This window comes from Haloarcula marismortui ATCC 43049 (assembly GCF_000011085.1).
Classification (GTDB): Archaea; Halobacteriota; Halobacteria; order Halobacteriales; family Haloarculaceae; genus Haloarcula; species Haloarcula marismortui.
Genome location: NC_006396.1, coordinates 2,875,940 through 2,895,042, shown reverse-complemented (window position 1 = coordinate 2,895,042; position 19,103 = coordinate 2,875,940). Strand labels below are relative to the sequence as shown.

At 64.3% G+C, this 19,103-nt stretch carries 21 protein-coding genes; 11 read left to right on the top strand and 10 right to left on the bottom strand.

Translation table 11 applies throughout. The features are described from left to right. Window positions 1-8 precede the first annotated feature (8 nt). The 8 genes from RR_RS18530 to RR_RS18495 all read left to right on the top strand — a co-directional run bounded on the left by RR_RS18530 (window position 9) and on the right by RR_RS18495 (window position 6,280). The gene (locus RR_RS18530) at window positions 9-884 is read left to right on the top strand and encodes a GAF domain-containing protein (protein WP_011224709.1); all 876 of its coding nucleotides are present in this window, start codon (window positions 9-11) and stop codon (window positions 882-884) included. Then, window positions 884-1,543, top strand: coding sequence for a DUF7504 family protein (locus RR_RS18525; RefSeq protein ID WP_011224708.1), 660 nt, complete (start codon window positions 884-886; stop codon window positions 1,541-1,543). The genes RR_RS18530 and RR_RS18525 overlap by 1 nt, the downstream gene beginning before the upstream one ends. 51 nt (window positions 1,544-1,594) lie before the next feature. After that, entirely contained in the window at window positions 1,595-1,849 is a 255-nt protein-coding gene (gene purS / locus RR_RS18520) for a phosphoribosylformylglycinamidine synthase subunit PurS (protein WP_004964181.1), read from the top strand. Between the two features lie 52 nt (window positions 1,850-1,901). Then, a complete protein-coding gene (purQ, locus tag RR_RS18515) occupies window positions 1,902-2,579 on the top strand; it encodes a phosphoribosylformylglycinamidine synthase I (RefSeq protein ID WP_007189149.1) in 678 nt (225 codons plus the stop codon). 441 nt (window positions 2,580-3,020) lie between these two features. After that, on the top strand, window positions 3,021-3,983 hold the full coding sequence (locus RR_RS18510) for a substrate-binding domain-containing protein (RefSeq protein WP_004964188.1): 963 nt from the start codon (window positions 3,021-3,023) through the stop codon (window positions 3,981-3,983). Between the two features lie 32 nt (window positions 3,984-4,015). Beyond that, window positions 4,016-4,702: an ABC transporter permease gene (locus RR_RS18505; RefSeq protein ID WP_007189150.1), complete on the top strand. Its 687-nt coding sequence runs from the start codon at window positions 4,016-4,018 to the stop codon at window positions 4,700-4,702. Beyond that, window positions 4,702-5,466, top strand: a complete 765-nt coding sequence (locus RR_RS18500; protein ID WP_004964194.1) for an ABC transporter ATP-binding protein — start codon at window positions 4,702-4,704, stop codon at window positions 5,464-5,466. The genes RR_RS18505 and RR_RS18500 overlap by 1 nt, the downstream gene beginning before the upstream one ends. Before the next feature lie 85 nt (window positions 5,467-5,551). Beyond that, window positions 5,552-6,280, top strand: a complete 729-nt coding sequence (locus RR_RS18495; protein ID WP_011224706.1) for a TOBE domain-containing protein — start codon at window positions 5,552-5,554, stop codon at window positions 6,278-6,280. Window positions 6,281-6,308: 28 nt separating this feature from the next. On the opposite strand, the gene RR_RS18490 is transcribed toward RR_RS18495, so the two are convergent. The 4 genes from RR_RS18490 to arcS all read right to left on the bottom strand — a co-directional run bounded on the left by RR_RS18490 (window position 6,309) and on the right by arcS (window position 9,941). Further along, window positions 6,309-6,470: a hypothetical protein gene (locus RR_RS18490; protein ID WP_232508540.1), complete on the bottom strand. Its 162-nt coding sequence runs from the start codon at window positions 6,468-6,470 to the stop codon at window positions 6,309-6,311. 77 nt (window positions 6,471-6,547) lie between these two features. Beyond that, the gene (locus RR_RS18485; RefSeq protein ID WP_007189154.1) at window positions 6,548-7,624 is read right to left on the bottom strand and encodes an archaeosine biosynthesis radical SAM protein RaSEA; all 1,077 of its coding nucleotides are present in this window, start codon (window positions 7,622-7,624) and stop codon (window positions 6,548-6,550) included. 38 nt (window positions 7,625-7,662) lie between these two features. Beyond that, window positions 7,663-8,070, bottom strand: coding sequence for a VanZ family protein (locus RR_RS18480; protein WP_011224705.1), 408 nt, complete (start codon window positions 8,068-8,070; stop codon window positions 7,663-7,665). An 83-nt stretch (window positions 8,071-8,153) separates the two neighbouring features. Then, window positions 8,154-9,941, bottom strand: a complete 1,788-nt coding sequence (arcS, locus tag RR_RS18475; protein WP_011224704.1) for an archaeosine synthase subunit alpha — start codon at window positions 9,939-9,941, stop codon at window positions 8,154-8,156. 391 nt (window positions 9,942-10,332) lie between these two features. Here arcS and RR_RS18470 point away from each other — a divergent pair, with 391 nt between their 5' ends. Together RR_RS18470 and RR_RS18465 are read left to right on the top strand one after the other, a co-directional pair. Next, on the top strand, window positions 10,333-11,478 hold the full coding sequence (locus RR_RS18470; protein ID WP_011224703.1) for an alginate lyase family protein: 1,146 nt from the start codon (window positions 10,333-10,335) through the stop codon (window positions 11,476-11,478). Between the two features lie 65 nt (window positions 11,479-11,543). After that, window positions 11,544-12,419, top strand: a complete 876-nt coding sequence (locus tag RR_RS18465) for an NAD-dependent epimerase/dehydratase family protein (RefSeq protein ID WP_011224702.1) — start codon at window positions 11,544-11,546, stop codon at window positions 12,417-12,419. Between the two features lie 25 nt (window positions 12,420-12,444). Here the strand turns inward: RR_RS18465 and tgtA are convergent, their stop codons facing one another. The 3 genes from tgtA to RR_RS18450 all read right to left on the bottom strand — a co-directional run bounded on the left by tgtA (window position 12,445) and on the right by RR_RS18450 (window position 14,885). Next, window positions 12,445-13,917: a tRNA guanosine(15) transglycosylase TgtA gene (gene tgtA / locus RR_RS18460; protein WP_004964214.1), complete on the bottom strand. Its 1,473-nt coding sequence runs from the start codon at window positions 13,915-13,917 to the stop codon at window positions 12,445-12,447. A 120-nt stretch (window positions 13,918-14,037) separates the two neighbouring features. Beyond that, window positions 14,038-14,295: a hypothetical protein gene (locus RR_RS18455; protein ID WP_007189160.1), complete on the bottom strand. Its 258-nt coding sequence runs from the start codon at window positions 14,293-14,295 to the stop codon at window positions 14,038-14,040. Between the two features lie 44 nt (window positions 14,296-14,339). Continuing rightward, window positions 14,340-14,885 (bottom strand): NUDIX hydrolase, encoded by a 546-nt coding sequence (locus RR_RS18450; protein ID WP_007189161.1) that lies wholly within the window; start codon window positions 14,883-14,885, stop codon window positions 14,340-14,342. A gap of 94 nt (window positions 14,886-14,979) precedes the next feature. Between RR_RS18450 and RR_RS23030 the strand changes: the two genes are divergently transcribed. Next, window positions 14,980-15,105 carry a hypothetical protein gene (locus RR_RS23030; protein ID WP_255458677.1) on the top strand — a complete coding sequence of 42 codons (126 nt, stop codon included), beginning with the start codon at window positions 14,980-14,982 and terminating at the stop codon, window positions 15,103-15,105. Window positions 15,106-15,120: 15 nt separating this feature from the next. Here the strand turns inward: RR_RS23030 and RR_RS18445 are convergent, their stop codons facing one another. The 3 genes from RR_RS18445 to RR_RS18435 all read right to left on the bottom strand — a co-directional run bounded on the left by RR_RS18445 (window position 15,121) and on the right by RR_RS18435 (window position 19,092). Then, entirely contained in the window at window positions 15,121-17,226 is a 2,106-nt protein-coding gene (locus RR_RS18445; RefSeq protein ID WP_049939196.1) for a hypothetical protein, read from the bottom strand. Between the two features lie 129 nt (window positions 17,227-17,355). Beyond that, window positions 17,356-17,952, bottom strand: coding sequence for a tRNA (pseudouridine(54)-N(1))-methyltransferase TrmY (gene trmY, locus RR_RS18440; protein WP_004964221.1), 597 nt, complete (start codon window positions 17,950-17,952; stop codon window positions 17,356-17,358). Between the two features lie 90 nt (window positions 17,953-18,042). After that, entirely contained in the window at window positions 18,043-19,092 is a 1,050-nt protein-coding gene (locus RR_RS18435) for a Gfo/Idh/MocA family protein (RefSeq protein WP_049939094.1), read from the bottom strand. Between the last annotated feature and the right edge of the window lie 11 nt (window positions 19,093-19,103).

Here is a 19,103-nt window from a genome sequence, read left to right as displayed (position 1 = left end):
TGGTCGTGATGAGTGATTCGCCGACCGTTCTCTGTGTCCAGCCGGACGCCGACGAGCGCGCCGAGACGGCCGACGCGCTTGCCGACGCCGGACTCGCTGTCGAGGGAGTTGGGTCCCTAGATACGTTGACCGCAGCACTTGACCGGTCGGTCGACTGCGTTGTGACGGCCTTCGACCTTCCAGACGGGGACGGGTTCGACGTGGTAGACGCGGTCCGTGCAGTGAATCCGGCCTGTGTTGTGACTCTCTATACGGAACACGCGCCGTCGGACCTCCCCCGCGGCGGGCCCGAGCAGGTCGTCGAATACGTGCCGCGGACGGTTCCGGAGTCCCGGGAGCGGCTTGCAGATGTGGCTGCCATGGCTGCCGCCGAGGTAACGCAGGCGGCCTACCCGGTTCCGGAGACCGAGACGGAGCGGCTGGCCGCCGTCCAGCAGTACGATGTCGACCAGTTGGCGGCAATCGACGCGTTCGACCGGCTGACGGCGCTTATGACCAGTCACTTCGACATCGACGTGGCCTTTGTCGGCCTCATGGACGAACACGAGGAGCGGTTCGTGGCGTGTGAGGGAGCCAACTGGCGGACCCTCGCCCGCGAGGACACCATCTGCACCCATACGATTCTCTCGGACGAGACGATGGTCGTCGAAGACACCCACGAAGACCCACGCTTTGCCGAGGTCGACGCGCTGAAACGGCTCAATATCAGGTCCTACGCCGGCGGCCGAATTACAGACAGGGAGGGGAACGCAATTGGTGCCGTCTGTTGCACCGACGGCGAACCGCGGCGTTACACGCAGACCGAACGAGACGACCTCCAGCGGTTCGCTGACGAGGTTGAGGAACAACTGCTGCTGCGACGCCGGCTACAGGGGGACCGCTAATGGCACAGCAACAGGACGACCGATACACGTTCGACGACCTACCGCTGAATCCAGTCGAGCCAGGAACGAGCCTGCTCGTGACCGGGCCCGGTCTGAGCGGCGCGCGGGAGATGGGACTGCGACTGCTCTGTAGTCCCGATACCAACGGCGGGACCGTCCTCGTCGCGACAGACAGCGACGCCACAACGATGCTCAAGGACTTCGAGCGCCACGGCGGTGCGCTCGACCGCGAGCGAGTTCGTGTTATCGATTGCGCACAGGAAAGCGGCGACCTGTCGGAGGACAACGTGTCCACGGTCAACACGCCGGCGGACCTGACCGGTATCGGTATCGAGTACTCCGGTCAGTACGAGTCGACGTACGCCAGCGGCTACACGCGAGTCCGCACCGGCATCATCACGCTGACGCCGTTGCTCGTCTACAGCGACGACGTGCGGGCGGTGTACCGGTTCCTCAACACCATCACCGGCCGGATCGGAACTGCGGATGGGCTGGGTATCTGTGTGCTCGACCCGAACGCCCACGAGGAGCAGGTCGTCGAAAGCGTGGCACGGTTTTTCGACGGGCGGGTGGATATTCGTGCTGATCAAGGCGACCTTGATCTCCGAGTGGCCGGCCTGCAAAACCAGCCAACCAACTGGACGCCGGTCGGAACGTGACCTGCCGGGAGAACACAAGCGTTTTCTCCGCTGCCCGCTCGCTTGCCAGTAATGACTGCCTTTACCGCGACCGTCACCGTCCGCCTCAAACGGGGCGTCCTCGACCCCGAGGCAGAGACGACACAGCGCTCGCTGGAACGCCTCGGCTTCGACCTGAACGACCTCCGCTCGGCGGATGTGTTCGAGCTAGATCTCGACGCCGACAGCGCCGACGACGCGGCCGAGCGCGCCGAGGAGATGGCCGAGCGGCTCCTGGCGAACCCCACGATCCACGACTACGACGTCGAGGTGACCGAGACAGAATGACCAGCACCTCGAAACTGACGGCAAAGGTCTGTTCCCACACGGGGTGGGTCGCGTGACCATTGCCGTCATCCAGTTCGGCGGCTCGAACTGCGACCGCGACGCCGTCCAGGCTCTGGAATCGCTGGGCTTCGACGCCGAACTCGTCTGGCACGAGGACGGGCTTCCCGAGGATGTCGAGGGCGTCGTCCTCCCCGGCGGCTTCTCCTACGGCGATTACCTCCGTGCCGGCGCGATGGCCGCCCGCTCGCCAATCATGGCCGACGTCCGCGAAGTCGCAAGCGAGGGAACGCCGGTGCTTGGCATCTGCAACGGCGCGCAGATCGGTTGCGAGTCATCGCTGACCCCCGGCGCGTTCACGACCAACGAGAGCGCCCGCTTCCAGTGTGAGCACGTCCACTTGCGCGTCGAGAACGCCGACACGCCATGGACCAGCCAGTACGAGGACGGCGAGGTCGTCGAACTCCCGATCGCTCACGGTGAGGGCCGCTATGAGATCACCGACGAGCGTCTGGATGAACTCGAAGCCGAGGACCGGATTCTGTTCAAATACTGTGACGAGGACGGGACTGTCACACCCGAAGCGAACCCGAACGGCTCGAAGCACAGCGTGGCCGGCGTCACCGGCGAAGCCGAACACGTCGCCGTCATGATGCCCCACCCGGAGCGGGCGACACTGTCGGACCTCGGTCGGACTGACGGCCGCGGCGTTCTAACGGGCTTCGCTGAGTAACGGTCACAGACGAAACTGTCACTGCGGCGGTTTCATACGCGACTGGGGCATATCCGAACAGCCACGCCGCTATCTGGTTGTGTCTCAAAGGGGAAGGGACCAGCGGAGCGTGTGACATAGTCCGGCGGCCCCTATATTGCCTTGGCGGTCAAGCCGTATAAATACATGCGTACCGGAGTGGAAGTGAAATCGAGGAGGACAAAGCGTTTGGCTGCGGCTGATGGCGATAGAGTACATCAGCCACTCGCATTTGCTCTCGGCAACGAATCATCGCTAACAGGGCGGCCTTCCCCCGCTCGCGTTGTGTCGAGCGCTAGTGCCTCTCAGGACAACGAGCCGCGAGGGTGTCCGCTACCGCTGTCGCCCGTACAGACCTAACAGAATAGATACGTCGGTTTATCCATCATAAATTATATTTGCTGTTGGGTCAACGCTGTATCTATGCCGATACAACGACGAGAGTTCATTGCAGCAATAGGGACAGGCGCGTTAGCAACTACCGCCGGGTGTGCGCAGTCCGGGGAAGGCAGCGGCCAGACCGAAGCGGAAACGGAAGCGGAATCCGGGGGCGGCGGTCAGCCAGGGGTGGCCGGCGAAACCCTGACGCTTACGACAACAACGAGTACGTACGACACGGGCCTGCTCGATGAGATCCACCCCGACTTCGAGGATATGTACGGCGTGTCGGTCGATGCAGTCGCACAGGGGACCGGTGCGGCTCTCGAATCGGCCCGCAACGGTGACTCGGACATCGTGATGGTCCACGCCCGCGGCCTCGAAGACGATTTCATGCGCAACGGATACGGGATCAACCGCCGGGACCTGATGTTCAACGACTTCGTCATCGTCGGCCCCGAAGACGACCCGGCAGGGATTCAGGGCATGGGTTCGGCCACGGAGGCACTGACAACTATCGCCGAGTCGGAGTCCCAGTTCGTCTCACGCGGGGACAACTCCGGTACCCACACCAAGGAACTCAACCTCTGGGAAGCGGCGGGAACTGAACCGGGCGGAAACTGGTATCAGGAGACTGGGACCGGCATGGGTGAGGCGCTGAACATCGCCAACCAGCAGGGCGCGTACACGCTCTCGGATCGCGGGACGTACATCTCCCAGCGCTCAGAGATCGACCTCGTCATTCTGGTGCAGGGGCCGATCGAGGACGGACCAGAGATCCTCGCGAACCCGTACGGGATTATGGCGGTCAATCCCGGCGTCCACGACAACGCGAACTACGATCTGGCAATGGCATACATCGGCTGGATCACCAGCCCCGGAACCCAGGACGCAATTTCGAACTATCAGGTCAACGGCGAACAGTTGTTCTTCCCGGAAGCCGTGTCCGAGGACCCCAACTTCCAGCAGTACGTGCCAGAAGGATGGAGTAGCGACGCAGGCGAGTAAGCGTGTTCCTCGATTCAGTCGGATACCTACCGATGACCGTCGTCGCCCTTCCGTTCCGGGAAGGGTACGTGTCGAGTATCATTTACGTCTCACTATACGTGAGTGTCATAGCCGTGACACTGAGCACGCTGTTCAGCCTCCCGATCGCCGTGGTGATGGGGTTTTCTGACTTTCCCGGCAAGCAGTTCGTGAAGTCAGTCATCAACACTGGGATGGGGTTTCCAAGCGTGGTCGTCGGTCTTCTCGTCCTGTTTACCGTCTCGAACCAGGGACCGCTGGGGGATCTAGAGCTGATATTCACCAAGGAGGCGATGATCATGTCTCAGTTCGTCCTGGCAACGCCGCCGATTACGGCGATCAGCCTCGCGGCTATCAGTGGCGTCGACGACAAGGTCCGCGACGCCGCACACGTTCTCGGCGGAACACGCCTCGACGTGGCGCTAGTCGTACTCAAGGAGGCCAGATACGGTATCGCAACGGCAGTGCTTGCGGGCTTTGGCCGTGCCATCAGCGAAGTCGGGTCCGTGCTCATCGTCGGCGGGAATATCACGAGCGCACGGGGCATCTCGAAAACGCGGACGCTGACAACCGCGATTCAACTCGAAGCCCGACAGGGACAGTACGAGACGGCGATGATTCTCGGGGCCGTGCTGGTCACGCTTGTGTTGACGGTCAACGCTATCGTCATCCGACTGGGGGACCAGGGGGTGCAGCGATAATGCTCGATGTCACGGCGGTATCACACGCCTACGGAGACGACTACGTGTTCCGGGACCTCTCGATCGGGATCGAACCCGGCGAGGTCGTTGCCGTCATCGGTCCATCCGGCGTCGGGAAGACGACGCTGCTCCGACTGCTCGCGTTCTCACTGGAACCGGACGAGGGAACCATCGGCTTCGACGACACGGACGTGTGGGCCGTCGACGAAGCGACACGGCTCTCGCTGCGTCGGCGTATCGGCATGGTGTTTCAGGAAGCGAGTCTGTTCGACGCGCCGGTCGCTCGCAACGTCGAATACGGGCTTCGAATCCGCAGGTCGTGGACAGCCAGACTGCAGCGCGAACTACAGTCCATAGTTCGCTCGAACGGCACCGCGGCGGCCGTTCACGAGGCCCTCGGCGTTGTCGGGCTGACCGAGAAAATGGACCAGCACGCGGATTCGCTCTCGGGCGGCGAGGCCCAGCGGGTGTCGTTCGCCCGCGCGCTGGCCTACGACCCGGACCTGCTGTTACTCGACGAACCGACATCGGATCTGGACCCACGGAACACCGCCGTTATCGAGGATGCGATAGCCGAGGCCCGGAACCGGGGTATCGGTGTCGTGGTGGCGACACACGACATGCATCAGGCGGAGCGGGTGGCAGACCGGGTCGCAGTGCTACTCGACGAGCAAATAACTGAAATAGCCCCGACAGAAGTGATTTTCCAGAACCCATCGGACCACCGCACCCAGAAGTTCATCTCCGGAGAACTGGTCTACTGACCGCTTCATACCCCACTCCGATCACCGGTGGAAGATAGGGCTGGTCGGCGGCAATACCTTTATCGGGGAACGACATTGTCGAGATATGGATGCGACTGCGGACGTCGAAGTGCAACTGGAGCAGGGCGACGTGGCGCTGACCGCCCGCGACCGGACGCTCCTGCAGGCGGTCGCGGCCCACGGGTCGCTGAACGCCGCCGCCGACGCGCTGGGTCGGTCGTACGCCCACGCCCAGCGCCGCATCGTGGAACTGGAAGATGCTTTCGGCCCGCTGGTCGACCGCAGTCGAGGTGGCAGTGGTGGCGGCGGCAGTGAACTCACGGACGCTGCTGAGCAACTACTGGCCCGGTTTCAGCGGCTACAGGCCGATTTCGACGGGGTAGCGACGGCGGAAGAGACAGTCCTGCGAGGGACTGTCGTGGACCGTGACGGGGAACTTGCGACCGTCGAAACCCCGCCGGGGACGGTCCGGGCCATCGTCGACACTGAAGCGTGTCCCGGTGACGCGGTGGAGGTCGGCATCCGCGCCGACACGGTGACGCTGAACGCACCGTCCGAGGCCCCAGAGTCGACGGGGACAAGCGCACGCAACCAGTTCGCGGGCACCGTCGAGCGTATCGACGAGGGAACCTCTATCGCGCTTGTTGCGCTGGCTGTCGACCCGACGACGACGCTGTCAGCGCTCGTGACCGACACAAGCCTCGACAAACTTGATATCACTACGGGCGCGGAACTCGTCGCCTCGTTCAAAGCGACCGCGACCGCCGGCGTCATTCCCGCTCTCGACCGGTCGCTGTCGGATGAGTCATCGTAAGCAAGTGAACGGCGGCGTAAGAGGAGCCTTAGAGACCCCAGCCGGACGGCAGCAGGTCGGACTGGCAGGCACTGCAGGCGACCATTCCGTCGCCGTCGATGCACTGTCGCTGTTCACCGCACAGGTCACACTCCGTGACCGTCCCGCGTTTATTGAAACTTCGGCTGTTCTGGTCACCGTTCGGGGTCATATCGAACAGTATTATGCGCGAAAGACGGATAAGCGTTGGTCGACAGGCCATCACACGGTTTCTGGCGCTCGCAGTGCTTATCGAGCGAGCGGGAGCGAGTAGCTGCGCTCGCGTTCGATGACAGCGTCCCACGTCGCCTCGCACTCGCAGCTCACCTGCTCGAACACCGACGGGTCCTGCCGGAGGTCGAAGTCCTTGATAGCGCGCTGGACCTTGTCGTCACACTCGCCGCAGTTGTGCGGGCCGCGGTCGCTGCCGTGGCCGACCGGGTCCGAGACGACGATGACGTCCTCATCGGCGGTCGACTCCAGCACGTCGGCGACCGACCAGAGCCACGGCGGTCGGTAGCCGCCGTCGTGGTACAGCTCCTCGACCATCGTGTATCGCTGGACGTTACAGGGGTTCATCGAGACGGTGTGACAGCCGTCGACGGCCGCACAGCGTCGCACCGACCGCTTCATATCCTCGACGGCCTCGGCTTCGGAGAGGAACGGCGGCTTCATCAGGAGGTACGCCTTGACGCCGGCACCGGCGGCCTGCGCCGCCTCGGAGGCCGCCTCGAAGTCGGCAAAGTCGAAGTACTTGTTCACGCAATCGTGGCGGACGCGGTCGGTCGCCGTCTCCAGACCCACCGCCACGTCCGTCTCCAGACCTACGTCGACGAAGTCGCCGACGGTCTCCTCGTCGATGAAGTCCGGCAGTGACTCGACGACGATGCGCTCACGGTCGGCGAAGGTTTCGGCGATAGCCTGACGCGTTTCCGCCGGGACTTCGCGCTCGTCGAGGAAGCTCCCGGAGGTGTAAATCTTGATGAGGCCGCTCTGCTCGTCGCTGTTCTCGCTTTCGTGGTCCAGACAGTGCTGAATCTGGGCCATGAGGTCCTCGTGGGCGACGCTGCCGCCCTCGACGCTCTCGGCGACGTAGCCACACATCGTACAGCCGCCGGCACGTGCCCACCGACAGCCGCCGGTGTTCAGGATGATAGTCAGGCTCTGGTAGACGCCGTCCGGGGTGTTGTCCTCGTCGAGCCACACGCGGGTCGGCTCGCGAGGGTCATAGGTCGAGTCGTTGCGCGACCGGATGTCACGCATCACGGAGTTGTGGGCGTCCATGCCCTTGCCCTCCTCGTAGACTTCAGGACTGGGCTTGCTCATTGGGGCGAGGTAGCCGATGAGCGCGTAAAGCCGCTTCGTTACTGCCGGGATTGTGGGTCGGTTCGGTCTGAAAGGGCGTCAGAACGGTGGGCCACGAGCCACGCCAGTCCGGCCAGAACAGCCCCAACAGCGTTGGCCACGAAGTCAGCGCCACTTACACCGCGTGACGGGACGAGCGCCTGCAGGAGTTCGACCCCGGCCCCGTAGCAAAGGGAGACAATCACGAGTGCTGCAACCGTCGTCACATCGCGGGCCTGCCGGCCCCACGCGAGCAGCACCGCCAACGTGCCGTAACTCGCCGCGTGCACCCACTTATCCAGCGCGAAACCGAGAAGTGCGGGGACCTGCTCGCCCGCCCCTTCTGGAACCGGAAGCAGTGATGTGACCAGTACCAAGAGGGAAAACCCGATTGCAGGGAGGTAGCGGCGGAACCCCGACACGTCCATACTGGCGGTTTTCCCGGTGCGCAAATAAGTCGGACGGTCAGGGAAGCCGGTAGCCGATTCGGAACGAATCCCAGCGGACCCTGTTACCGCTCGTCGACGTGTCGCATCTGGACGGCAATACCGCGCGTCGAGGACCGCATCTCCGGGCCGCTCATCTGGGCGCGACCGATGCCGAAGGCCGCATCACCCTTAATCACCACGTCATCGCCGACGCGGATGTCGTCGCTGGCGTCCGTGATCCCCGGCGCAAGCACCGAGCCGTGAGGGACGAACGGCTCGATTTCGACGGTTTTCGTCGGTACGTCGCTCTCGACCCAGCGGCGCGCGCCGGCGGTGGTCAGCGAGAGCACGCCGTACTGCTGGGCGAGCGCCGCCAGTTGCTCCCCGTCGGCGTCATCGGCACGCAGTTGCGGATACCGCCCCTGCGTCGACAGGTCGTCGAACAGTTCGTCGCCCGCGCCTTCGCCGAACTGGTAGTCAGCAACGGCGCGGATAGTGTTGTGTTCGCGCTCGCGTTTCGGATAGCGGTCCCAGCCCTCCAGTTCGGCGGCGAGGTTCCCCAGCGAATCCGCCGTCGTTGGGTGGTCGGTGACCGTGTAGGTAAACTCCCGGTCCAGCGAATCGGCCACGCGCTCGCAGATGTCGCGGTAGCCTTCGCCGGGAACGTGGGCAATAATCTCCGGGTAGTCGGTGCCTTCTAAATAGCGTTCGAGCACGCGGCTGACGAACTCGATTTCAGTGGCGTTCCAGTCGCCCGTGACCACGGAGTCGTAGTGCTGTGCGGGGTAAGTGAGTTCGAGTTCTTGCGGAACAACACCGATGGGCGAGGTCATCGAGACGACGTGGGCGCGCCACTTGATAGCGTCGTGGTACTGTTTGTGGCTCTGTGAGTCGCTGTAGGGTTTCCGTGCCGAGCACGGGACCAGCACGAGCGGGCGGTCGTCAAAGCGGGGGATGTAGCGGTCGGTGACGCGCTCGGCGAAGCGCTGGATTTCGACCCGCCGGAGCGAGTCGTCACTGGCCGCCGAGAGGTCGGCCCGCCGGATGAGCGGCGTTCGCTCCTCCAGATAGCCGTACCCCTGATCCAGCCGTCGGAACGTCGCGGTGAGCCAGTTGTCCTGTCTGGCCTGACCCTCGACGTAGTCACGGAGGCGACCGTCACGAATCCGGCGGCGGACGCGTCGGAGTTCCGCGGCGAGCGCGTTGACGTTGTGTTCAGCGCAGTCCTCGCGGTCGAACTCCGCGCGTGGCTGCTGGCAGGCCGGACACGCACACGGGAGTTCGTCGAGGTCTTCGAGGAAGTACGCCTCGTCGGTCGTGAGATACCGGCCCTCGGTCCCGCGGACGACGGCGCGGTCCGGGTCGACGAGGTCGACGCCAGCGTAGACGAGCGTCGCGACGTTTCGCGGCGTTGCAACGCCGGGCAGATAGAGCGCGGTGTCCGCGGGAATTGCCTCACGGACGGTCGTAACGGCATCGACGAACGCCGACGCGTGCCCGACATAGCCGGGCGCACCAGCGAGAACGTAGGCGTCGCTGCCGTGGTTGGTCGCGGTATCAGGGGAAACAACGGCCGCACTTGGGAACTCGACATCCGGATAGTCGACGGCGAAAGCCTCGGCGACTTCGTCCGGCGTGCCGGCGGGGAGTCCGCGGTGGGGCAAGACAGTGAGCAACGAGTCGTCGCCGTCGGGAGCGTCTCGCTCGGTAGACCAGCGGCTTCCGGCGTCAGCAAGGACGTGTCGGCAGTCGCCCGGCGTCTCAGTGTCCACGTCGTCGACCAGCGCTGGCGTCGTCACGGAGTCGGCGAGGCGCAACTCACCCACTCGCGCGGCGCTGTCGCGCTCGTGGACCTCGAAGTAGTCGGTCATGCAATGGCGTCAGCCGCGCGCGACCAACTATCTTGCCTTTGGGCCAGCACGACCCCGCGAGCAAAAAGCCGTTCAAATCCAGCAAACGGCATCCTGATCGGGAGTTATGTGACCATGATTATCGCAAACAAGCCGCTATTCGCTGATTAGCTAGGTCCTAACTAAATCCATCGGGGATGACAGACGACTCGTGCAGCGACAGACACGACGAGACGTGTTGCTCGCTCTCTCGGGGACAGCCGTAGCGCTGGGGGGCTGTTCGACCGGCCTCTCCTCGGGGGACTCGGGTGCGAGGGCCGTGTCAGATGAGACGGAGCCGACACCAACGGAACAGGTATCGGGGTCACCAACAGAACAGGTATCGGAGCCACCAGGTAAAAACAGGGCCGCAATGTTCGTCCATCTCGATACGCTGGCCGCGATACAGTCACGTGTTGAGAACGGCGACAGCCCGTGGACGGGGGCCCACGAGGCCTTCATGAGTGATGTCCGCGACGCGATGGCAGCGGATTCCGAGAGCGTCACGGACAACGGCGACGGCCACGAGTTCAAAACGAAAGGACCCGAAGACCCCGCGGAACGCAAGGACTACGTTGCCGCCATCAGAACCGGAGACAGAATACGGGATCTGGGCCTCGCCTACCAGTACACCGGTGCGGATCAATACGCCGAGAAGGCCGTCGAACTGCTGGACCACTGGTTCCTGCGGTCGGAGACCTATATGGCTCCTGTAAAAACGAACAGCATTGAGCAGTTCATCACGCTCCCGAAAATGTGGTGGGGCGCGGAACTCGTTCGCGGCCACGAGGCGTGGAGCGACGACAGTGTCGGCGCGGAGGCCGACCTGCAGGAGTGGGTCCGGACGTTCCTCGACGACGTGGGCCACAACATTCCGACCGCGATGGGGCAACAGAACATCTTCAACTGGCAAGAGATGACCCACGCCGCCGGTTCGGTGTACCTCCGGGACTGGGACCGGTTCCAGAAGGCCATGCGACGGAACCGCGAGACGGGCTTCACCCAACTCCGCGAGGACGGCCTACTGGAAAACGAAATCATTCGTGCGTCGAGTCTGGCGTACTCGCTGTATGCGGCGAAGGCACTGATCACCGCCGCGGAACTCAGCCGACTCTACGCCGAGAGACTCGACGGCCCCACACTGTACGAGTACAAGAAATTCGACGGTGACAGGGGTGCTATCGAGCGGATTCTCGACGCCCACGCGCCATACGTGGCCGACCCAGAGGCCTGGGAGGCGATGGGTGAAGGGGACCCCGACCGGTTTGTCAACAGTGACGGCTTCCCCGCCAGAAAGCAGGAAGCCGCGTCCTCGCTGTACGAGGTGGCCTACTCGTACTACGAGAAAGATACGTATCTGAAAGCGCTCAAGCAGAGCGGACAGCCAGTGAAGAACGTCCCGACGTACGTCTCAGCCCAGCAGGCGGCAATTGACAACCCCGACCGGCCACATCGGGACGAACGCATCCTCGGCTGGACAACGTTCACGCACGGCGAGCGGTTCCGGCTTGACCTGTAACAGCGTTGTTTCCGGAGACGCAGTCACACCGCCACGTTTTGGATGCCAGCGGCTCTAAGTCCGGTATGAATGTTGTCGTGACCGGCGGCCGGGGGAGTTCCGGGCGCTGGATCGTCGACCGTCTCGTCGGACCGCACGACGTAACAGTGCTTGACCGCCGTCTCCCCGATGACGAGGGTCATCCGGCTGTTGAGTATCAGGCGCTCGATCTGACAGACGCCGGGGGCGTCTTCGACACGCTCACCGCCATCGACCCGGATGCAGTGGTCCACTGGGCGGCGATTCCGGTAGCTGGGAACCATCCCGGTGTAGACCTGTTCCAGAACAATACGCTGGCGGCACACAACGTCCTCTCGGCGGCTGGCCGTGTCGGCGCTGACGTGGTGCAGGGCTCATCTGATGGTGCGTACGGCTTCTTTTTCGCCGAGGAGACCCCCGTGCCAGATGAACTCCCGATTACGGAAAAGCACGCACGCAGGCCCGAGGACGACTACGGGCTCTCAAAGGTCGTTACCGAGGAAATCGGGAAGACGATTGCCCGCCGGGACGGCATCTCTGTGGCGTCAATCCGCCCGTCGTGGATACAGATTCCCGGGGAGTACCCCTGTCGGTCAGAGGACTACGTTGACGACCTCGCGGCTGGCGCGGGCAACTACTGGTCGTACGTTGACGTACGAGACGTAGCCGACCTCGTCGAGGCCGCGCTCACCGCAGATGTTGCGGGGCATGAGACGTTCAACTGCGTCGGCCCCGACAACGCGCTGGGCCGACCGCTGGTCGAACTTATGCGCGACCACTACGGTCGTGTGCCGGACGACTGTACAGTCGAAGGGGACGCCGCGGCGTACTCGACAGCCAAGGCCACGGAACGGCTGGGTTGGGAGCCGACCCGTTCGTGGCGTGAGGCTGCCGATGTGGACGTGGATGTGCCGACAGTCTGACCCGCGGCGAGAAGATTAAAACGGATCAGTCGCGGGCGTGCAGGTCTCGCAGGCGAACGCCCTCAGGCACGCGGTCAAGTGCCGTTGCTGGCCAGTCGTCGTGGACCAGTGTAAAGGACACGTCGGGGTGGAGTTCGACCAGCCGTCGGACTCCTGTAGCCGCGGCCTCGTAGGCAGCCCGGTCGGTCCGGTCCGGCGTTTCCGCGGTCAGCGGATAGGTGTCAGCGAGTTCGCGCGGGTACGGACCGAACGGGGGCAGGACGCCCCAGCTCTCGTCATACTGTGCACTGGAACTGCCTTCGGTCAGCAGCACTTCCTCGCCCTCGACCGGGAGGCGCTCCAGTCGGTCCTGATGGCGTCGGACCTCGGGCCGGCGGGCGCTTTCAGTCGAGGTGTAGAAGAACGCGTCCTTCGAGACCGGGTCGGTGCGTTCGAGTTGCTCTGAGTGGTCGAGCAAGGCGCGGTAGCCGTCGAGCATCTCCGGATGACCACGGGCGCGGCTGTCGACCAGTTCCATGAGGTTGCCCGAGCGAATCGCTTGCTTGACCGTCCGGATTTCGCCGTAGGTGACGTGGAGGTTGTGTCGGGCGAGCAGTTCCTCGCGTGCGTCGGCGTCCATCGCATCGAGTTCCGCCGGCGTGTGGTCGGTACAGACCGGGCAGTGACACGGGAAGTAGCTCAGTTCGTCGAGCAGTTCCGTCCCCTGCACCGTGAGATAGCGGTCGTCGCGGGCATACAGCGCGTACGCCGCCGAATCGAACAGGTCACAGCCAAGCGCCGCCGCCATCGCGAACATCATCGGGTGGCCCGCGCCGAACAGGTGGACCGGGCCGACCTCCCCCAGCCCGCGCTTGCAGGCCGCGACCACATCCGCGAGGTCAGCGTAGCGGTACTCGTTCATCAGCGGGACGACGGCTCCCAGCGGGAACACGTCAAGTCCGGTCGAGACGGCATCTGCAGCGGCGCGCTCCCGCAGGTCCGGATACGTCGCGCCCTGAACCGGCGCACTGACGAGCATCTCGCCGGTGTCGACGGTAGCAGCGTGTTCGAGCCGTTCCTGTGTCGTTTTGAGTTCCTCGGTCGCCCGCTCGCGGTCCACGTCCGGCGGCGTCGGGATGTCCACCGGCGTGCCGATATCGGAGCCGATCTCGTGTTGGAACTCCAAAATTTCCTCAGTGGTCACGTCGATGTCGCCGTACTCGGCGAGCTGGAAGGACCCGGAGTCGGTCATGATAGCCCCGTCGAACCCAAGCAGGTCGTGGAGGCCTTGCTCTAACACAGGCTCACGGAGGTCATCGGAGCCGTGCAGGATGTAGCTGTTCGTGATGAGTATCTCCGCCCCGAACTCCGACGCCAACGTTGCCGGTGCAACCGTCTGGACGTGGGGATTGACCACCGGCAGAATAGTCGGCGTCTCAACGGTGACGCCGGCCCGTGGCACCGTTAGCTCGCCCAGCCGGCCCGCGGCGTCGTACTGGCGGACCTCGAAATTCGTCATTACACGTCGTCGTCGGTGGGCGCGCCTAAGGGTTGTGTTCCCCCGTGGCTGGCCGTTCGTCACTGGCGGAAGCCGAGAACGACGGTGGGGCCGAACGGCGCGCCGGCCGGCACAGCGCCGCTATTCGTCGGGCTGTTCCGCTCCGCCGGGCACCAGTTTCCGCTCGGGCCGGTGGACGGTCCCGGAGTCCTCGTCAGCGACGTACGTCTGTGAGGTTCGGAACATAGCAACCACCTCGTCGCGGGACCCGTAGGCGTCCTCGACAAGCCGTTCGAGCAGTTCCGCCCGCGAAATCGGCTGACCGGTCCGACGGCGGACAGCCGCGCGCAGTTTATCGAGCCGGCGTTCCGTCTGTTCGTCGAGTGCAATCGGGGCCATGTGTTTGCTGGTACCACTCCACATGATTTCAAGCTGTCGTCAGTTCAGCGCTCGAACAGGGCATAGTACATGATACCTACGGCAGACCGACTGTCACGGAGCGTGCCGTCGCGCACCGACTGGACCAGCGAATCGAAGTCGGCAGTGTCGACCCGAATCGATTCGTTGTGGTCGAGGTTCTGGTCGGCCGCCGCCTCACAGCCGCGTGCGACGTAGTAATGGAACACATAATCAGTGTTGCCGTTAGCCGGTTCACCCGTGTAGAGGTGGTCGAACGTATCGGCCTCGTAGCCCGTCTCCTCGCGGAGTTCGCGGGCGGCGGCGACGGTTGGGTCGTCGTCCTCGTCTTCCATCGTTCCGGCAGGCAGACCGTAGTTGATTCGACGGATTGGTTGTCGCCACTCCTCGATAACGACCACGTCGCCGTCGGCGGTAAACGGGAGCACGATGACGCTCTCACCGTGCTGCACGTAATCGAACGCACCCTCCGTGCCGTCAGGGAAGCGGACATCCTCACGGACGACATCAAACCCCGGACAGGCGTATGCGGTCTCTGCATCAAGCGTCTCCCAGGCGAGTTCCTCGTCCATACTGGGAGTGTGGTCCCCACCGGCAAAGTCAACACGGGTCCACGCAAATGCAGGCACCGGACGGATGCGAGATGGCGCACTCTGTAGAGGTGGAATGAGAGTATCGACAATCGTCATTCTGCTCGGTATTGCATTGTTCGTCCTCCCGGTCCCCGGAACGTTCATCGCTGGGGGACTGGCCCTCGTCGCCGGCGGGTTGGCCCGGTGGGGCGGGCTCTGAGGATAGCACGAGCACTCACAGCTTGTCAGCGGCCTGTGCCTGCTCGGTCCGTCGATCTGCCTGTTCGAGGCGTCGTCGGGCCGCGTTCGACAGCGGGTCCGAGAGAGCGTCGCTTGCATCCTCGATTCTGGTCGCGACGCGCCGGAGCCGGTCAGCGACGGCCTGAAGTTGCTTGTCAGCGTTTCCGCGGTCACCGGCCTCGGCGCGTTCCGTTGCTCGCTCGGCGGCTTCAACGACAGCGGCGAGCGCTCGTTCGAGGCCCTGGATAGCGTTCCCGGAGCCGCCGCTACTCCCGGAAGTACCGTCATCATCGTCAGAATCGCCGTCATCGTCCATTTCGTCGAGCACCGATTGGCGCGTCTCCTCGGCGATGTCGGCGAGGAACGACGCCAGCGAGGCCTTGCCAGTTCGGGGCTCATCGATTGTTGCGGCAGTGTCGGCCTCGGGGTCCGGGTTCACCCGGAATGCACCTATCTCGTCGTCGCGGTCCCGGACCTCCGTCGTATACGCGCCGCCGCCGTGGACGTACACAGCGTCGGGTTCGGCGAGCGGGGCGTCGTACAGTCGACCAGCGAAGTCGTCCTCGACGGCGAGGTCGGTGAGGTCACTATCGGCTCCAGCGGGATCGACTTCGAGACGAGTGGCGTTTTCCCGAGCGACGAGCGGGACCTCGCCGTCGACACCGGCTCTAGTCGGCCCCTCGGCCTCGCTCGTTTCAGGGACCGACACCGTCTCACTGTGTGGCGCGACGCCGGCCCCGTTGACGGTGAACCGGTGTTCGCCCGCTGGCACGTCCTGAACGACAGCCAGACCTGAAAAAGTCGGGACGGCCTCGGGGTCGCTCTCCAGCAGGGCGACAGACTCGACGGTGGTGTCCTCGGTCGTGAGCCCTTCGTTGTCGGGGGCGTCGTCGTTCGAGACAGCTTCCGAAAGGCTGGCAACGATGGTCCGTATCTCCGCCGGCGCGCCGATGGCGTCGTAGCGCTCGGCCAGCGCCGCCCGGTGGTTCGGTTCGGAGATATCCGCGGCGGGGTTCTCGTAGCGGGGCTGGTTCCAGGGCGCACCAGTCGTCGTGATGTGGCCTGAGACGGCGTCCTCGGCGAACTCAGGCACGGCGAACTCGAAGCTCAACTGCGGGCCGGTGAAATCAGCGATATGTTCCAGTTCGCTGCTCGGCACGAGGTCGTACTCGATGTCTGGGTCACCGTCGCCCCGGTCGGTGTGCTGGAAGACGAGCCCCGTCTCCCGCGTCGGCAGGTCCGACGGCGGTTCGGTGAGGCTATCGAACGAACGGACGGTGAGCGGCTCCGAGATGAGGTCCTCACGGCTGACCGACGGGAGCCGCTCGTGTTCGTACAGCGGTGCGCCCTCGTACTCCGGGACGAGATAGGGAAGTCGCGAGCCCTCGTCGCGCGGGAGCCCATAGGCGACAGGAATCTCCGCGAGGTCCTCGATGGTTTCGACCGCGCTGTTCGTGATATCCGCGAACCGGTCTCCCTCCGGCAGCCGAGTGAACCGGTCGCGAACGTCGTTGACCGACAGCGCGCTGGAGTGTGAGCCCAGTTCCGAGAGGATGCGCGGCACCATCTCTGGGTCCGGGTCGAGGAACTCGTTGTTGGGCACCTTCCGGGAGTGGGAGCTGGCGACGTACAGTTGCGGGTCGCCCGTCCCCGTGTCGACGAACACGTGCAGGACCTCCCAGTCGTGCCAGTGGAAGTTCGTTGTGAACTGGTCAAAGGCCGAGTAGAACCAGAACTGGACGACGGCAAGCGGCGAGTTCTCGTACTCGACCACGTTGTAGAACGCCGTCGGGTCCGGCGGCTCTCCGTCGGCCATCCGCTCGTGATACCCGTTGAACGCGTCGAACCCGTCGACGACGGTGTCCCCGTCCTGCTCGCTTGTGTACGGCCGCGGGTCCGTCGGGAACCACGGCTCCGCCCGGTCGAAGTACAGCGTCGGTGCAAACCGTCGGGCGAGTTCTGCGGCGCGTTCGCCCTCAACTGTCGAGGCCGCGTCGTCGCTTTCGCTTTCGAACGCCGAACAGCCGGCGACGGACGCAAGGCCGGTCCCGGCAACCGTCTGCAGAACCGCACGACGGGACAGTCCATCCCGGTCAGTCATCGGTCCCTCATCGCTTCGGTGCGTCGTCGGACAGCGCGACCCGTCGCTGTCTCCGAACCCAATAATTCCATACACCATTTCAGCGAACCGCGGAGGAAAACCCTTCTGGCAGTCTCCAAACGTGCCCCGTCAGTACCGTTCGAACCCCGCTGTGTCCAGATAATTGTGCGCGACCGTGATCGAATGGTCTGCGTGGAGGGCCTTCGGCCCAAGCGAGACGCGCTCGTCCGCACGGTCGGCCAGCAGCGCCGCTTCCTCGTCTCGGAAGTCGTGATGATCCGAGAGGACGAACACCGGGTCCGACGGGGGTGCAACGCCGACGATGGGGTCGCCGTCCTCGTGCAACTGGACGACGGTTCCGCGGCGCGCCACGTCGTCGAGCGTCCCTTCGAATCCCCGTCGCGTGAGCGACACGCCCGGCGAGGTTTCGACCGGGATGTGGCCGATAGCTTCTTCGCGCTCTTCTAGTGCCTTCCGTATCAGTGCCGCTGTGGACCGTTCATCCGGGTTCAGCCGGCGGAGGTCGCTCCCCTCGAACGTAACGGTGTACTCGTCGCCCAGAATCAGGTGGACCCGCACGTCTTCCCGGATGGCATGGCTCAAAAAGAACGCGCTGGTGACACACCGACAGAGCACGTCGAGCCGGCCGGCAGCGCCGGCCAGATCGTCGAGCGAGAACTCCGGCGTCGTCGGGGCGTCGTGACCGATGATGACGAACTGACGCATACCGGTTCGAGGCTGGTCGGCGACTTACGTGCATCGACAGCCGAACGACACGCGGCCAGATCCGGACAATGAACCACCCGGACGCAGGACTCACAGTTCGGCAACCGAGGTGAACAGCCGGTTGGCCCAGTCGGCCTCCGCTCGCGGCGTCGGCCCCTCACCGCCGTGTTCGATTGCCCGTGCTTCGCGACGGACGACCGGCGTATGTGTGTCGTGGGTCGAGTACGACGACGAGAGCCGCGTCTTGACTGTCTCACGGACTGCGCTGGCGGTCGTACGGGCCGCGTTTCGCAGGTCGGTGAGCGCCCCGGCAAGCATCGGCAGGTCGTACGGCGAGTTAGGGCCGTAGCCGTGGCGGTGGTACCGGAGCGATTGTGTCCCGATGTCGACGGTGAGGTGTCCGCACTCCGCGGTAAAAACGACGCGACGGCGGTCAGGCACGTTCGAGTGGTGCTGTATTGTACAGGTGACATCCTCGGCCGTCACGAACGAGACGGCGATGCCATCGAAGGCAACGTCGTCAGCAGTCGTACGACACCGTCGGATGTCGACCGAGGCGTCGTCCGCGGGATTGCCCGCCGCGCGCAACCCCACGTATATCGGATGAACGATGCCCTCACCGAACTCGCCGCCGGGGAGGTCGAGCACCCAGTCCCCGCGGCCCGGAACCGTCGGGTCGATGTCCTCCGCCCAGTGAACGGCGACGCTGTGGAGCCGCCCGAGGTCGCCACGCTTGATACGCTGAAGTGCGGTCTGTAGCGGCCGGTAGTACACCTGGTTGTGGACGACTGTCGCCCGAACGTCGGCCCGGTCTGCAGCAGCGGTAAGCCGTTCGAACTCCGCTCTGGTGGCGACGAAGGGTTTCTCGACCAGCACGTGGACCGACGCGTCGATACAGGCCATCGCGAGGTCGAAGTGGGTCTGCAGCGGCGTACAGACGTGGACCCAGTCGACCGCTTCGGACGCCACCAGCCGCTGCAGGTCGGTGTACCCGGACACGTCCCATGCGGCAGCGACGCGCTCGGCTCGCTGTGAATCGATATCGGCGACCGCAGTCAGAACTGCACCGGGAGTCGTCTCGATTGCGGCCTTATGCCAGTGTGCGACATCGCCCAGGCCGACGATTGCGGTCCGCAGCATAGTTCGTGTTT

Coding starts and splice junctions, on each gene's coding strand:
- RR_RS18450 (WP_007189161.1), bottom strand. CDS start 14,885: ATGGACGAGGAACTCGCCTGGGAGACGCTTGATGCAGAGACCGCATAC.
- RR_RS18465 (WP_011224702.1), top strand. CDS start 11,544: ATGAATGTTGTCGTGACCGGCGGCCGGGGGAGTTCCGGGCGCTGGATC.
- RR_RS18435 (WP_049939094.1), bottom strand. CDS start 19,092: ATGCTGCGGACCGCAATCGTCGGCCTGGGCGATGTCGCACACTGGCAT.
- RR_RS18490 (WP_232508540.1), bottom strand. CDS start 6,470: ATGACCCCGAACGGTGACCAGAACAGCCGAAGTTTCAATAAACGCGGG.
- RR_RS23030 (WP_255458677.1), top strand. CDS start 14,980: ATGAGAGTATCGACAATCGTCATTCTGCTCGGTATTGCATTGTTCGTC.
- arcS (WP_011224704.1), bottom strand. CDS start 9,941: ATGACCGACTACTTCGAGGTCCACGAGCGCGACAGCGCCGCGCGAGTG.
- RR_RS18445 (WP_049939196.1), bottom strand. CDS start 17,226: ATGACTGACCGGGATGGACTGTCCCGTCGTGCGGTTCTGCAGACGGTT.
- RR_RS18500 (WP_004964194.1), top strand. CDS start 4,702: ATGCTCGATGTCACGGCGGTATCACACGCCTACGGAGACGACTACGTG.
- RR_RS18495 (WP_011224706.1), top strand. CDS start 5,552: ATGGATGCGACTGCGGACGTCGAAGTGCAACTGGAGCAGGGCGACGTG.
- RR_RS18455 (WP_007189160.1), bottom strand. CDS start 14,295: ATGGCCCCGATTGCACTCGACGAACAGACGGAACGCCGGCTCGATAAA.
- RR_RS18530 (WP_011224709.1), top strand. CDS start 9: ATGAGTGATTCGCCGACCGTTCTCTGTGTCCAGCCGGACGCCGACGAG.
- RR_RS18480 (WP_011224705.1), bottom strand. CDS start 8,070: ATGGACGTGTCGGGGTTCCGCCGCTACCTCCCTGCAATCGGGTTTTCC.
- purS (WP_004964181.1), top strand. CDS start 1,595: ATGACTGCCTTTACCGCGACCGTCACCGTCCGCCTCAAACGGGGCGTC.
- RR_RS18505 (WP_007189150.1), top strand. CDS start 4,016: ATGACCGTCGTCGCCCTTCCGTTCCGGGAAGGGTACGTGTCGAGTATC.
- RR_RS18485 (WP_007189154.1), bottom strand. CDS start 7,624: ATGAGCAAGCCCAGTCCTGAAGTCTACGAGGAGGGCAAGGGCATGGAC.
- tgtA (WP_004964214.1), bottom strand. CDS start 13,917: ATGACGAATTTCGAGGTCCGCCAGTACGACGCCGCGGGCCGGCTGGGC.
- RR_RS18525 (WP_011224708.1), top strand. CDS start 884: ATGGCACAGCAACAGGACGACCGATACACGTTCGACGACCTACCGCTG.
- RR_RS18470 (WP_011224703.1), top strand. CDS start 10,333: ATGTTCGTCCATCTCGATACGCTGGCCGCGATACAGTCACGTGTTGAG.
- RR_RS18510 (WP_004964188.1), top strand. CDS start 3,021: ATGCCGATACAACGACGAGAGTTCATTGCAGCAATAGGGACAGGCGCG.
- trmY (WP_004964221.1), bottom strand. CDS start 17,952: ATGCGTCAGTTCGTCATCATCGGTCACGACGCCCCGACGACGCCGGAG.